At 60.5% G+C, this 13,290-nt stretch carries 12 protein-coding genes; 6 read left to right on the top strand and 6 right to left on the bottom strand.

From position 1 onward, the window contains the following. Positions 1 to 6 precede the first annotated feature (6 nt). The 4 genes from EPN93_19935 to EPN93_19950 all read right to left on the bottom strand — a co-directional run bounded on the left by EPN93_19935 (position 7) and on the right by EPN93_19950 (position 5,787). Positions 7 to 2,022 carry a hypothetical protein gene (locus EPN93_19935; protein ID TAL30388.1) on the bottom strand — a complete coding sequence of 672 codons (2,016 nt, stop codon included), beginning with the start codon at positions 2,020 to 2,022 and terminating at the stop codon, positions 7 to 9. A gap of 51 nt (positions 2,023 to 2,073) precedes the next feature. Further along, positions 2,074 to 2,589 carry a hypothetical protein gene (locus tag EPN93_19940; protein ID TAL30389.1) on the bottom strand — a complete coding sequence of 172 codons (516 nt, stop codon included), beginning with the start codon at positions 2,587 to 2,589 and terminating at the stop codon, positions 2,074 to 2,076. 154 nt (positions 2,590 to 2,743) lie between these two features. Next, entirely contained in the window at positions 2,744 to 5,182 is a 2,439-nt protein-coding gene (locus tag EPN93_19945) for a 5-methyltetrahydrofolate--homocysteine methyltransferase (GenBank protein TAL30390.1), read from the bottom strand. A 206-nt stretch (positions 5,183 to 5,388) separates the two neighbouring features. Beyond that, on the bottom strand, positions 5,389 to 5,787 hold the full coding sequence (locus EPN93_19950) for a hypothetical protein (GenBank protein ID TAL30391.1): 399 nt from the start codon (positions 5,785 to 5,787) through the stop codon (positions 5,389 to 5,391). Between the two features lie 299 nt (positions 5,788 to 6,086). Here EPN93_19950 and EPN93_19955 point away from each other — a divergent pair, with 299 nt between their 5' ends. Next, the gene (locus EPN93_19955; GenBank protein ID TAL30392.1) at positions 6,087 to 6,485 is read left to right on the top strand and encodes a hypothetical protein; all 399 of its coding nucleotides are present in this window, start codon (positions 6,087 to 6,089) and stop codon (positions 6,483 to 6,485) included. Between the two features lie 170 nt (positions 6,486 to 6,655). Here EPN93_19955 and EPN93_19960 read toward each other — a convergent pair whose 3' ends face one another. Next, a complete protein-coding gene (locus EPN93_19960; GenBank protein ID TAL30393.1) occupies positions 6,656 to 7,105 on the bottom strand; it encodes a hypothetical protein in 450 nt (149 codons plus the stop codon). Positions 7,106 to 7,296: 191 nt separating this feature from the next. Continuing rightward, the gene (locus tag EPN93_19965) at positions 7,297 to 8,847 is read right to left on the bottom strand and encodes a hypothetical protein (protein ID TAL30394.1); all 1,551 of its coding nucleotides are present in this window, start codon (positions 8,845 to 8,847) and stop codon (positions 7,297 to 7,299) included. 426 nt (positions 8,848 to 9,273) lie between these two features. Here EPN93_19965 and EPN93_19970 point away from each other — a divergent pair, with 426 nt between their 5' ends. The 5 genes from EPN93_19970 (at position 9,274) to rlmN (ending at position 13,278) form a co-directional block, all read left to right on the top strand. Beyond that, positions 9,274 to 9,441 carry a twin-arginine translocase TatA/TatE family subunit gene (locus EPN93_19970; GenBank protein ID TAL30395.1) on the top strand — a complete coding sequence of 56 codons (168 nt, stop codon included), beginning with the start codon at positions 9,274 to 9,276 and terminating at the stop codon, positions 9,439 to 9,441. Between the two features lie 2 nt (positions 9,442 to 9,443). Further along, complete coding sequence (gene fdhE, locus EPN93_19975; GenBank protein ID TAL30396.1) at positions 9,444 to 10,286, top strand: formate dehydrogenase accessory protein FdhE; 843 nt, start codon at positions 9,444 to 9,446, stop codon at positions 10,284 to 10,286. An 11-nt stretch (positions 10,287 to 10,297) separates the two neighbouring features. After that, entirely contained in the window at positions 10,298 to 11,155 is an 858-nt protein-coding gene (locus EPN93_19980) for an NAD-dependent epimerase/dehydratase family protein (GenBank protein ID TAL30397.1), read from the top strand. 93 nt (positions 11,156 to 11,248) lie between these two features. Further along, on the top strand, positions 11,249 to 12,199 hold the full coding sequence (locus tag EPN93_19985) for a DUF4384 domain-containing protein (GenBank protein TAL30398.1): 951 nt from the start codon (positions 11,249 to 11,251) through the stop codon (positions 12,197 to 12,199). A 32-nt stretch (positions 12,200 to 12,231) separates the two neighbouring features. Continuing rightward, positions 12,232 to 13,278, top strand: coding sequence for a 23S rRNA (adenine(2503)-C(2))-methyltransferase RlmN (gene rlmN, locus EPN93_19990; protein ID TAL30399.1), 1,047 nt, complete (start codon positions 12,232 to 12,234; stop codon positions 13,276 to 13,278). Positions 13,279 to 13,290: the final 12 nt, after the last annotated feature.

Below are 13,290 nucleotides of genomic sequence, written 5' to 3' on the forward strand. Positions count from 1 at the left end.
ACCTCTTTAGCTGAGTTTCACGCTTGTGTACCACCAGTCGGCGGCGCCGGATACGGAGTCGATGTCATTCGACATTATTAGCTTGGGATTCACGCCCTTGCCCTTTGCGTAGCTGGTATAGGCCTTGTGGCCGAAACCGAGCGGAACCGCCACCACGTCGGGGGCGATGGTCTTGGTCAGATGCACCTTCACGCTCCCGACCTCGCCCCGCTTCGATTCGAGATCGACCCTTGAGCCCTCGGAGGCACCGTGCTTTTTCGCGGTCTCCGGGTTCATGAGCACCCACATCTTCCTGCCGGTGAGGGTCGTGTCGTCCAGGCCTTTGAGCACGTACGGGAAGGCAAGCCCGTCGCCGTCGCCCAGCAGCGCGGCCTCGAAGGGAATCATCGCCAGCGGGAAATCCTTGGCGGGCGCGAGCTTCTTGGGAAGCTCGGCGGCAAAGGCTTTCATGACGTCGGCGGGAATGGTGAGGTTTCCGGCCCCGCGAATCTCCGTTTTGCCTGCGGCGGCGATGATGTCCTTGAACGAATTCCACGCGAAGGCGGTATCGGACCCCTTGATCTTCTTCGCGATCTGGAGAATCGCGTCGGCGGCGTGCTTCGATTCCGTCTTCACGGCGGCGGCGTCCTTGCCCTTCGCGGCGGGAATCTCAAGCCACGAGAGGGTGGGGAAGATGTAGTCCGCGTACTGTGCCGTGTCGTTTATGAGCGGGAGGAAGGCGACCACCATCGCGGTCTTTTCCATCTTTTCCGCAAGCGGGGCGCCGTAGACGCTCTTGAATACCGGGTCGGCCTCGTTCACGAACAGAAGCTCGGGCTGAACACCGTTCTTGATGTAATCGTCAAGGCCGCTCTGCTTCTTGGCCTTCTTGATCGATTCCGCCGCGGCCGCGTCGACCGCTGGCTCACCGAGTCCGCCGTTCACCGCCACCTGCACGCCGCCCCTGCGGCCCAGGCTGCCGATGAGGCTGTTCACCGCCTGCACGGCGACGAACTCCGCCGTCGAGGAGGAAACGCCCCATCCGCCCCTGCCGGCCACCGCGACCGCATTGCCCGCGCCCGCAAGGTCCTTCGCGATCTGCTCGATCGCTTCGGGCTTGAGGCCGGTAAGTTGCGACACCTTTTCAGGGGTGAAATCCGCGTTGATGATCTTCGCCAGTTCGCCGAAATTCGCCGCGTTGGAACCCCGTCCCATCTTCATGAGATAGTAGGCGATGCCCAGCGCGAGCGCCGCTTCGCTGCCGGCCTTGACGGGGACCCACTGGTCCGCTATGGAAGCGCTGCGCGTGCAGATCGTATCGACCTGTACGTATTTCGCCTTCCGCGCCTTCCAGCCCGCGAATACCTTGTTCATCCTGGACGGCTCGCCCCAGCCTTCCACGAGGCGGGCGCCAAAGCTCAGGATATAATCGCTGTTTTCAAAATCGTAATGAAGGGACCCGTCGATATCCTGGGTTGCCTTGACCGCGGCCGCCGAAAGAGTCGCGAGCCCAGGCTCAACGAAGCAGCTTGCGCTTCCCAGCGTTTTAAGCAGGCGCGCAAGGAGCTGTCCGGAGAGTCCCGCGTTCTGCCCGTTGATCGCGGCGATCGCGGCGCCCTTGTTTTCGGACTTGAGCTTTTCGGCCTTCGCGGAAATGTCCTTGATCGCCTCGTCCCAGCTCACCGGCTTGAACTTGCTGTTGCCCTTCCCGCCAACCTTCTTGAGGGGCTGGCGTATGCGCTCGGGATGGTACAGGAGCTGGAGGGCGTTTGCGCCGACAGGGCAGGCGCTGTTCGAGGTCTCGACCTTGACCGCGCGGTTGCCGATCATGCGAATCGAGAGATTGCACTTGTTGGAGCAGGACTGGCAGATGCTCGCGATGAATTTTTCATCGCCGCTTCCGGGTACGTACTGGTCCTGGGTCCATTCGACCAGCCACTGGAGGCCCAGGAAGGGAGCGCCGGAGAACACCGTTCCAACCGCCGTCCCGAGGACCGCGCCGCCCGCCAGTTTTATCACGTCTTTTCTTTCGAGTTTATTCATGGATTATCGCACTCCTCTTTGTTCAGGGTTTCTTGTGCTGCAAACCGGGTATCAGTCGTGGCAGACCATGCAGGCGTTGCTTATCTTGAGCGCGTCATGGCAGTCCATGCACTGGCCCATCGGCATTGTGCCCTTGATCTTGTCGGTAGTCGTCGAGTGCCCCTTGTCCCCGTGACACGACGCGCACCGGGCCTGTTTCTCGTTTTTCATGACCGCAATGTGGCTGAAATAGACGAGGTCCGGCTGCTGGGCGAAGGAAGTCCAGGGAACATCGGTGTCCTTGTAGTTGGCGAACATCGATTTCTCTTTCGCGGAGTTCCCGTCGTGACACATCTTGCACTCCGCAATGCTGGGAAGCCCTTTGAATCGTCCGTTGGATGAATATGCGTGGCAGGTTTCACAGTCGGCGCCGTACTTGTCGATGTGGGTTTTGTGGATAAACGGAATCTTTTTCTCCGCCTGAACGTTCATCGCATGATCGCAGGCTTTTTGAAACACAACGAACGAACCGTAGGTGAAAATAATGAAAGGGAGGAAGAACAGCAGCAAAGATCGTGATCGTTTCACACACTCTCTCCTTATTACTTAGAGTATTGATGCGGGTGCGACTATATTAAAATTTTACTAAAAAAAGTTAACAAAAAGTGAAGATGTGTAACGCCTGTTCGATTTTCCCGGCGGAGATTGGTGTGTCAACAAAAATATGGTAACGGCACCATTTTTATCCGGCGACAAGCCCCTTCGCGATTTTTACGCCCGCAACCGCGTCCGCCGCGTAGTGCGCGCCGATGCTCGCGGCGTACTCGGGTGTCGCCACTGCGCCGCCGATCAGCATTTTCACCCGCAGTCCCCGGCTTTCGATCATCCCGGCTATTTTTCCCATTTCTCCAAGCGTCGTGGTGAGCAGGGAGCTGAGGCAGAGCAGGTGGGGCCCGTGCTTTTCAACCGCCTTCAGCACGTCTTCGGCGGGTATGTCCTTGCCCAGGTCGTAAACCTCGAACCCGTGGTTCTCGAGCATCATCGCGACGATATTCTTCCCGATATCGTGAACGTCGCCCCGCACGGTGCAAATGACTACCTTCCCCGCGCGCGGGGAGCCTTCCGTGGTGAGCAGGGGCTTCAGGAGGGCGAATCCTTTTTTCATGGCGTTCGCCGATGCGATCATCTGCGGGAGAAAATACTCCCCGCTGTTATACAGATCGCCCACCGTCCCCAGGCCCTTGATGAGCGCGCCGTTCATGATGCCGTCGGGGGGCTCGGTTGCGAGCGCGTCCCGCACGGCCGATTCGATCTCGTCCCCGTTGCCCTCGATGATGAGCCTTTCGACACGCGCAAGCGGGCCCTCCGACGGTTTCGACACGGCGGGGGCTGTATCGGACCCGCTATCCTTAAAGTTCCTGATATACGCCGTCGCCCCCGGGTCCCTTCCCGTGAGAAATTCATGGGCCAGCCGTTCTTCCACGGAGAACTCGCGGATGATCCGGACGGCCGACGGATTCACGATCGCCGCGGTGAGTCCCTTCTCCCGCGCCATGGTGAGGAACACGGCGTTGATGTGCTTGCGCGCGGGCAGCCCGAATGAAATGTTCGATATGCCCAGGCTCGTCCGGATGCCCTTCCTGTAAAAATGCTCGATGACCGCCAGCGTTTCCATCGCAGCCCCCGGCTCGGCGCTTTCCGCGAGCATGAGCGGGTCGATGAACACGCGCCCGGGCTCGATCCCCGATTCCGCGAGTCTCTCGATGAGCCGCTCGCCTATGGCGATGCGCGCACCCGCCTCCCGGTGGACCCCCGTCTCGTCCAGGCAGAGCGCCACCACGAACGAACCGCAGCGCCGGAGCAGGGGAAGCACGCCCTCAAGGCTCCTCTCTTTTCCGTTTACCGAGTTGATGATCCCCACCCCGGGGTAGAGATCGAGCGCGGCCGCGAGCACCAGCGGATTGTCCGAATCGATCATGAGGGGGGTACGGACCAGGCCGCTTAATATGGAAATAGAGTTGCGCATGGACGCAACCTCGTCGAGCCCCGGTACGCCCACGTTGATATCGAGCAGGTACGCGCCCTCGGCCTCCTGCTTCCGGGATTCCTCGCGCAAAAAAATGTTCCGGCCGGATTTGAGCTCCTCGGCGAATTTCTTGCGCGCGGTCGGGTTCAGCCGCTCGCCAATGTAGAGGGGACCGCCGTGCGTGGAAAGATCCAGTGTCTGGTAACGGCTGGTGATGAAGTGGTAGCTCACCCGCCCCGGCCGGGACGGTTCCCCGCAGGCCGTGCACCTCTTTTTCAGGGCGGCGATATGACCCGGCGTGGTGCCGCAGCATCCCCCGATCACCGCGATGCCCATTCTCGCGAACTCCATCGAGGTATCCGCGAACTCTTCGGGAGAAAGATGATAATGGGCGAGCCCGCCGGTAAATTCAGGCAGCCCGGCGTTCGCCCACACGGTGAGCGGGACGCCGATTCGCTTTAACTCGCCTATGGAATCGCGGTAAAGCGCAAGGATGCCGTCCGGGCCCATGCTGCAATTGATCCCCACGGCGTGGGCGCCGCACTCCGCGAGGGTCGCCAGGCCCGTAAAGATGTCGGTGCCGGTGAGCGTTTTCCCGCCCGGTTCGAAGGTCATGCTGCAGATTACCGGCAGGGGCGCGGTGTCACGGGCGGCGCGAAGCGCGGTCTTCGCTTCCAGGATGTCGTTCATGGTCTCGATTATGAAGATGTCGGCGCCCCCGCGCGCGAGTCCCTCCGCCTGGAGCGCGAAGGAGTCGTAGAGCGCGGATACCCGCGTTTCACCCAGCGGCTCGACGAGTCTTCCGCTGGGGCCGATCGACCCGGCGACCAGCGCCCCGCTCCCGGAAACCGCTTCGCGGGCGATGGCCGCCGCGCGCTCGTTGATCTCCCTGCAGGAAGAGGCCAGTCCATATTCCTCCAGCTTGAGCGCGCTTCCCCCGAACGTGTTCGTCTCGATGATATCGGCACCCGCGTCCAGGTATGCCCGGTGAATGTCGCGCACGAGGTCGGCCCGCTCGAGGTTGAGCGACTCGATGCACCCGCGAAACCCGGGCAGCGCCTTCATGATGATGGTGCCGGTGGCACCGTCGAGGATGAGGGGCGGGGAATCGCTGAGTCTCCCGAGAAATCTTTCTACGGACGATCGTGATGGCATGGTGTATCTGCTCCGGTAGTTCAGGGTTCAGGCGTAGTGCAGCGGCTGGGGTCTGCGTACGATACCATTGCCCATAGTATCGTCAAGGCGCCGATTTGTCGATGGAATTTTTGTGTAAAGTGCCCGGGAATGCTCAAAGGCGCGCGAAACAGAAGGCGCGGATTCGAATCCGCGCCTTCTGTTTCGCGTGATCGATAGAATAGGCCCTACTTCACCTTCGAGAGCTTATCCATCGCATCCATGACCTTTTTGTCGCCCATGAATTTATTCATGAGGGGCATGAATTCGGCGGTGAACGCCTCGGAGATCTTGGTCACGTCGGCCTGGAGCTTTTTGAGCGATTCGCTCTCACGGGTGCTCGGGTACTGTTTCAGGATGGCTTCTTCTTTTTTCGCCATGTCCTGAAGCGCGGCGAAGCCCGTTTCGAGTGCTTTCACCGCTTCATCCGCGGTCTTGGCGGCCTTCAGGGCCTCGGTGGCGTCCGCGATTTTAGTGTTGGAATCCTTGTAGAGCTTCTCGAGCTCGGCCTGTCCCTGCGAGGGGCCGCACCCGATGATAGAGAACGCCACCAGTCCCGCTAATACTACCAAAGAGATCTTTTTCATGGTGATACTCCATGTATTAAATTATTCGCGTCCATGAAAAGCGTTTGCCTGCAGAAATAATAGGCCCCGGTGGATTGTCGCGGAGAAAAATTTCCTGGAGACAGGCGCGATCATGCCTGCGAACCAAGAGGATAGGGGTCGGAAAGGCAAATGTCAAACTTAATATTTTTATCGGCGACCGGGATTCGCGGTGCGCGTATTGGACTAAAAGCATATTTGCTTTACTTTTTCAAGAGCCCGGGGAACGCTATGTCCGGAAGGCGGACGCGCCGCCTCGAAAAATCCACTGGAGAATGCGCATGGATCCCGTCCTTAAAGACGTACTTATCTGGCTGTACCTTTGTAACGCCACACTCCTGGTAGTGCATGAGATCGATTCCGCGTACTGGCGCGAATGGGAGCTCTTCCGGCTGCCCGGGGGGGGGGGAGGTTTCGTGCTCGCGCACATTCCCATGGTGGCGGTCATCCTCTATGGACTCACCCAGGTGCAGCGTGCGACCTTCACGGGCATGGTCCTTTCATGCGTGCTCGCCGCGGGAGGCGTATTCGCCTTCCTCATCCATCTCTTTTTCATACTGCGGGGCAGGAGCGAATTTAAAACGCCGGTTTCGCTGGCCGTGCTCGGGGCATCCCTTGCGATGTCCCTGGCGCAGGCGTCGGCGACGATATTCGCGCTCGCTACAGAGGAATTCTATTAGAAGGTCATTCGCGCACGCATAACCCTGAAGGCGCGAAAACGTTTTCGCGCCTTCAGGGTTGATGTGCAGTGGACCGCCGATTTCAAGCCGCGGGGGGAAACGGCCCCGCCTGAAAACAGAAATGCCGGCACTGTCGTGCCGGCACTGTCGTGGTAAGAAAGTGCGAAAGCCTACTTCTTTTCGGCCTTTTTTTCGTCAGCCTTCTTTTCGTCAGCTTTCTTCTCGACGGGCTTCTCGAGCTTCTCGAGGGCGTCAACAAACTTCTTGTCTTTCTCGTACTTCGCCTTCGCGGCAGCCTTTTCCTTTCCAAAAGCGTCCTGGGCTTTCTTCAGATCTTCGGCAACCTTCTTCGTGGCGTCGCTGTCCTTGGCGTCCGCGAATTTCTTCACGAGTTCGGCCTTCTTGTCGGCGAGGTCCTTGGGAAGCGCAATGCCTTTCTCGATCGCCTTGAGGGCGTCGTCGGCAATCTTCGCGTCTTTGACGGCCTTGGTGGCTTCATCGGTCTTCTTGGTGAAGTCTTTGTAAAGCTTCTCGAGCTCAACCTGACCGGCGCTGGGACCGCATGCTACGAACGCAAGCGCGAAAACGGATACGAGAATAACGGTGAAAACCTTCTTCATTTTTTTAACTCCTTTGAGTTACGTTAAAGTGATTTTTCGCATGCATGTCTCCGCGAAAACAGCGGGAATTCACTCATGCGGATTTGCGCGGATGATTAGCCCCGGGTGCTTTGTTTGTCAATCAAAAATTGCAAATAATTCATTTTTCATTGAAGGTATCCGGATCGCGGTACGATAACATTATGTCCCGCTCACCGTGCGCCTTGCAGCGCGAACAGGATATTCTCGCCGCGCGCCTTGGAATGGTTCAGGTTGCGGAGTGCCGCGCCGAAGGTATCGCCCCCCGGACCCTCCGTTCCCGCCGCGGCGATGCCGACGAGCGGCGTGATATCAACCGCTTCCCGCTTCCCGATTTTGACCCTGGTGCCCCTGAGCGCCGCGATCACGCGCTGTGCCGCCTCGAGCACTCCGGCCTCGCCCGTGCCCGGCAGGAGGATGGCCATGTGGTCGTCGAAGCGGCTCATGGTCGCGGCGCGGCCCAGCACCCCGGCCGTCTTGTAGGCGGCGGTCTTGAAGACGCGAAGCGCCGCCGTATCGTCCGCCGGGGACCCCGCGCCGAACGGCGCCAGGAGCAGCACCGCGAATTCGGTACCGGTTCCTTCATGGGCGCGGCAGTATTCGTCGTACTTGAGCTGAAAGTAGGGTTTGCTGAACAGGCCGGTCTGCGCGTCCACAACCACGTCCGAAAGCACCAGGAAATCGCTCACCGCCTTGGACAGCGCCCCCGCCTGGGCGCAGATGTCCCGGACCTCCGGCCCGCGGAACTCGGTGTCGCGAAAGAGGACGATGGTCCCCAGGAGCGAGCCCCTGTAGGAGAGCGGTATGATAATCCTGCGGCTCCGGTCGAGCATGAGTATTGACGATTTTCGCAGCTCTTCCCCCATTTCGCCGGAGAGATCGATACGCTCGAAATCGGCGGAGTCGATCTTGAGAAAGGTGGAGCCGGAAAGCTCGTATATCTTCTCGAGCTCGCCCGATGCGGCGTTCATCACGTAGAGGGCGATGGAGCCCGGACCGTACCCGGCCGATACGCGGCTGAACACCTCGAACACGAAGTCGTGGAGCGCCTGCGCGGCGTCGGCCTCGACGCGCGCCGCGGGGGTTTCCCTGGTTTCCTCGGTGGGCCGTTCCTTTTTCATAAGGTGAATCACGCGGTACGGCGCTTCGTCGCGGACGCGCCCGGTTTTTTTCAGGTAAATGTATAACGCCGCGGTGAGCATCAGCGCGAGCACGGCCATGAGGGCGAGTTCGAGGAGGAGCTTGACCAGGAGCTCGGTGCTCAGGCGGTAGGGGTAGGCGAGGAGCAGCACGGTGTCCTGGGCGCCCACGGCGAATACGTAGTATTTGAGCTGGCTGTAATATCGGACCGCGAACGCCGCCTGCTTTCCTGCCGGGAACTCGTCCCGGGTGAATCCCTGGATGAGGCCCTCGAAGCCCTCGCTGTCGATGAAGGCTTCGTTCCGTCCGCTCACGAGGAGCCTGTGTGCGCGGTCTTTCACCGCGAGCACGGCGATGTTGTCGTATTTTTTCCCCGCGTACTCGAAGAACCTGGTCAGGTCCTTGCCCTCGACGGGACCGTCGCCCCCGTAGGCGCGCAGGACCGTTGCGATTGCCGCGCACTCGGCCGTCAGCTCGTCCGTGTATTCCCTCTCGATCATGCCGAAGCGTATCGAGACATAGAAAAAAAGAAGGACGAACGTGATGATGACGCCGGAGAGGATTATCTTGTTCTTCGTGTTCATAGCGGGTTCCCGGGATTGCGCGATATTTTCGGCATGAGCCTTCCTCCCTTATATATTCGGACCGGCGGGAAATTATATGGATAGAAAAATCGGGGGGTCCGATGCGCGGATTCGCCGTAAATTCGCCCCCCCCCCTGGAAACGGGCTCGTGTTCCGCGACCGTGCGAATCGGCCCCCTATCCCGACGTAGTACCGGGATCGATGGCGTACGCGGGAACCGCGGGTGGACGCGGCGGGATTTTTCGTGACACCTGGTACACCCTGAGCTATGGTTACAATACTACGGGAGCCGGTGGCGTGGCCGTCGTAGAGACGTCCCGCCGGGACGTCTCTACGACGGCCACGACGACGTTAGAATTTTAATTTGACAAAAAAACTTGCGAACGGATTAGATGCTCCATTCAGTAGTATGCGCGGAGGACGAAAATGGGAATGCCCGGAATATGGGAACTGGTGATAATCTTTCTTATCGTGCTGATTGTGTTCGGCGCGGGAAAGATCCCCAAGCTCGCGAAGGACGTGGGGTCGGGAATCAAGGAGTTTAAAAAAGCGATCAACGGCGAAGACGACAAAAACGACAAGAAACCGTCATAGGAATGCAGGATCACGGAAGGTTTTTCAGCGAAGCCGAGGCAAGGGCGCGGGAGGAACAGGTCCTCCCGGCCGATTCATACGAGTTTTACCAATCCCTCTTCAACTACCAGACGGCACGATGCGCAGAATATGCCGCGCTCGTTCCCGGCATGGAATTGACGCTGCCGGGGGAGCCCCCGTTCCTGGTCCCGGGCTCGATCGCGCTCACCGCGCCCGCGAGACTCGCGCTGGCATCGGGGCTGGGGGAACTGCTCGACCTGGTGGGCGGCTTCAATACCGGGATGAATTTCGACGTGCTCCGGGACGCAGATGCGGGGGAACTCGCCGGGACGGTGATCGACGACCTGCTCGCCAGGGACCTGGACGGCCTTACGCAGCGCGCATCGGCGCTCAGGATCGGGTTCGAGGAACTGGTGTTCGTCGTGACCAACTGGATCAAGCCATTCATGGCCTCCCTCGCGGAGCCGCTCCGGGAGCGTTTTAATAACGACGAATGGCTCCGCGCCGAGTGTCCCGTGTGCGGGTACTACCCGGATATCGCGCGCATCGCGGGCGCCGACGACGGTCGCCGCTTCCTTCACTGCGCGTTGTGCGAGACCGAATGGGTGTATACGCGCCTGCACTGCGCCGTGTGCGGGAATTCCGATACCGAATCGATGGGATACTTCACCATCGAGGGCGACGCCCGCCACCGCATCGATTACTGCGACGCGTGCAAAGGCTATCTCAAGACCGTGATCATCAACAAGTTCCAGGAGCCCGAATCCGTGGACCTCTCCGTTGAAAACGTGCTCACCGCCGGCCTGGACGCGGCCGCCATGGAAAAGGGGTACTCGAGGCCCTGAGGGAATCCGTCATGATAGTGCTCTCCGGCGCCGAAGGCGCGCTCGCCCGCATTGTGCTCCCCATGCTTCGCAACACGCTGCAGGTGTGCGCGTTCGACGACGCCGAGGGAAGCCCGGGCGACGCGGATTTCCTGTCCCGGCTTTTCGATCGGATGAAGCCGCACACCTACCTTCATCTTTCCCGCATGGACGATATCGAGCATTGCGAATACGCGCGCGAGGACGCCTACCGGGTGAACGGCTTCATCCCGGGCGAGGCGGCGAAGCTCTGCGCCGCGCGGGGGGTGCGCTTCGTCTTCCTGAGCAGCGCATACGTCTTCGACGGCCGCAAGGCGCGCCCCTATACCGAGGACGATCCGGCCGATCCCGCCACGGTGTTCGGCGACTCGCTCCTGCTGGGGGAGCGCCTGGTCCGCGAGAGCGGGTGCGACAGCCTGATCGCCCGCCTGCCGGATATTTACGGGGCAGGCGCCGGCTGGATGGATGCGGCGATGGGGACGCTTGCGGGCGGGGAAACGGCGCACGTCATCCGCGAGCGATGCATTTCGCCCCTGAGCGCCGCCGACGTCGCCCGGATTACGGGCACGCTCCTCTCCGGAAAGCACACGGGCCTCTACCATTGCGCGAGCACCGGTTCGATGTCCGCCGCCGATTTCCTTCGGGGTTTTGCGCGAATACTCGGCTTCGTGCGGGGTCATGACGGCGTTCCCGGGGTGAGGGAGCTTTCTTACGAGGAATTCGTGAGTCCCGTGGAGTGGCCCGCGAATACGATGCTGGACGCCGGCAGGCTGTGCGCTGACACCGGCATAGAATGCCCCGGCTGGGAGCGCTCGCTGGAGGAATTCGTGAGAGCGCGCTTTTCCCCCTAAATATGGTTTACTTTTTACGCGTTTAAAGTATCTTTATCGCTACCGGCGCGCATCGCGCCGTGACTGCACACTTGCGGGAACCGGTATAATGCCATGAAAAAATTACTTATAATCGCCTGCCTCACGATCATCCTGTCCGCGCCCGCCGCAATTGCGCAGCAGCAGACCGTGACGGCCGGCATCCTTCCATTCGCCGCCCAGGGACAGGGCGATGGGGAAGCGGTCATCGGGGGGCTCACCTCCTCGCTCTCCGGCTATCGATTCATACGGCTCGTCGAGCGCGCGAAGATGAAGGAATACGAGCAGGAGCTCGCCCTGGGCATGGGGGGCTTCGTCGACGAGGCGAGCGCGGTGAAGGTAGGAAAGATGCACGGCATCGAGATCATGATACACGGCTCCGTGATGAACGGCTCCATTTCGGCGCGCGCCGTGCATGCCGAGACCCAGAGGCTCATCGCGGCCGCGACGGTGGACGGCATGGGTCAGATAGACGTACTGGCCAAAAAGCTCGCCGCGGGTATCGAGGTCTTCCTGGCGCGGGACAACCTCAAGAAGATGAGGAACGACAGCCCCGACATCACGCTCGATATATGGATCGAGCGCAAGGGGGCTGCCGGAAAAATAACGCCCGGCGCCGCGGGCGCGGGCCGCGTGGGCGAGGGCATCGTGTTCCACTTCAAGGCGAACCGGGACGGCTACGTGACTATCGTCGACATCCAGCCGGGGGGCGACGTGGTGGTGCTCTTCCCCAACGATTACGCGAAATCCAACGCGGTGAAAGCCGGACGGGAATACACGATCCCCGGCGAGGACGACGCGTTCGAGTTCCAGTTCGAGAAGCCCGCGGGACGCGACACCGTGGCGGCCTTTTTCACCGAGAAAAAGGTGGACTGGCTGGACCCCGCAAAGCTTGCAGGAGAAGGATTCAAGACCGTTAAGGAAAACGAGAAGCTCGAAATGACCCGGGGGATAAGCCTGAAGGCGACCGGGCTCAAGAAGAACCAGTGGGAAAGCACGGTGCTCGAGGTGGAGGTTTCCGAATAGCCCTCGCGCCCGCATCGCGCCGCTCTTCCGTTATGGACACACCCGGAATTAAAAACCTGACGCTGCCGGAGGCCGAGGAGGTCTTCCGCGGCCTGGGGGAGAAACCCTACCGCGCCCGGCAGCTCTTCAACTGGCTGTACGAGAAGAACGTGGATTCGTTCGAATCCATGACGAATTTCTCCAAGGGCCTCAGGGCGGAACTGGCCGCGCGTTACGCGGTATCCGTGATCGAGGTCGCCGACCGCCAGTTGTCCGCGCTGGACGGCACCGAGAAGTTCCTTTTCCGCACCCGGGACGGTCACTTTATCGAATCGGTGCTCATCCGCAGCGACGGTACCGACGACGGGAGGCTCACCGTGTGCGTGTCGTCGCAGGTGGGGTGTCCCATGGGCTGCCTGTTCTGCCAGACCGCCCGGATCGGCTTCAAGAGGAACCTCGAGGCCGCGGAGATACTGGACCAGGTGTGCCACGTGCGCAGGGTTTCCGGCGTCCGCAACAACAACATCGTCTTCATGGGGATGGGGGAGCCGTTCCTCAACTACGAGAGCGTGATGCGCGCGGCCGATATCATGAATTACGATTTCGGGTTCCACATTTCCGTGCGGCGCATCACCATCTCCACCTGCGGGATCGCCGACGCGCTCGAACGCTATATCGACGAAGGGCGGCCGTACAACCTCGCCATTTCGCTCAACGATACGGATCCTGAGAAAAGACGCGCGAACATGCCGGTGGAAAACAAGTACCCCATCCGCGACATCGCCGCGATGCTGGTGGATAAATTTCCAGCCTCGCGGAACAGGGTGACGATCGAATACATAATGCGCGCCGATAATATCGGTCCGGGGGACGCGCGGCGGCTCAGGGAACTGTTCCGCCACGGGCGCATCAAGCTCAACCTCATCCCGCTCAACACGGGCGGGCACGGGATGGAGGCCCCGTCCGCGGAAGCAATGGAAAAATTTATCCGGGAACTCGAGATCATGAACGTGCCGGTTTCGGTGCGGAAGAGCTCGGGGAAAGACATAGACGGGGCGTGCGGCCAGCTTTCCGGCAGGCGCTACCGGGACTGCATTTGATGGAACGCGGAG

The organism is Spirochaetota bacterium (genome assembly GCA_004297825.1).
Lineage (GTDB): Bacteria > Spirochaetota > UBA4802 > UBA4802 > UBA5368 > FW300-bin19.

Coding starts and splice junctions, on each gene's coding strand:
- EPN93_19965 (TAL30394.1), bottom strand. CDS start 8,847: ATGAACACGAAGAACAAGATAATCCTCTCCGGCGTCATCATCACGTTC.
- EPN93_19950 (TAL30391.1), bottom strand. CDS start 5,787: ATGAAAAAGATCTCTTTGGTAGTATTAGCGGGACTGGTGGCGTTCTCT.
- EPN93_19960 (TAL30393.1), bottom strand. CDS start 7,105: ATGAAGAAGGTTTTCACCGTTATTCTCGTATCCGTTTTCGCGCTTGCG.
- EPN93_19985 (TAL30398.1), top strand. CDS start 11,249: ATGAAAAAATTACTTATAATCGCCTGCCTCACGATCATCCTGTCCGCG.
- EPN93_19955 (TAL30392.1), top strand. CDS start 6,087: ATGGATCCCGTCCTTAAAGACGTACTTATCTGGCTGTACCTTTGTAAC.
- EPN93_19935 (TAL30388.1), bottom strand. CDS start 2,022: ATGAATAAACTCGAAAGAAAAGACGTGATAAAACTGGCGGGCGGCGCG.
- EPN93_19980 (TAL30397.1), top strand. CDS start 10,298: ATGATAGTGCTCTCCGGCGCCGAAGGCGCGCTCGCCCGCATTGTGCTC.
- fdhE (TAL30396.1), top strand. CDS start 9,444: ATGCAGGATCACGGAAGGTTTTTCAGCGAAGCCGAGGCAAGGGCGCGG.
- rlmN (TAL30399.1), top strand. CDS start 12,232: ATGGACACACCCGGAATTAAAAACCTGACGCTGCCGGAGGCCGAGGAG.
- EPN93_19945 (TAL30390.1), bottom strand. CDS start 5,182: ATGCCATCACGATCGTCCGTAGAAAGATTTCTCGGGAGACTCAGCGAT.
- EPN93_19970 (TAL30395.1), top strand. CDS start 9,274: ATGGGAATGCCCGGAATATGGGAACTGGTGATAATCTTTCTTATCGTG.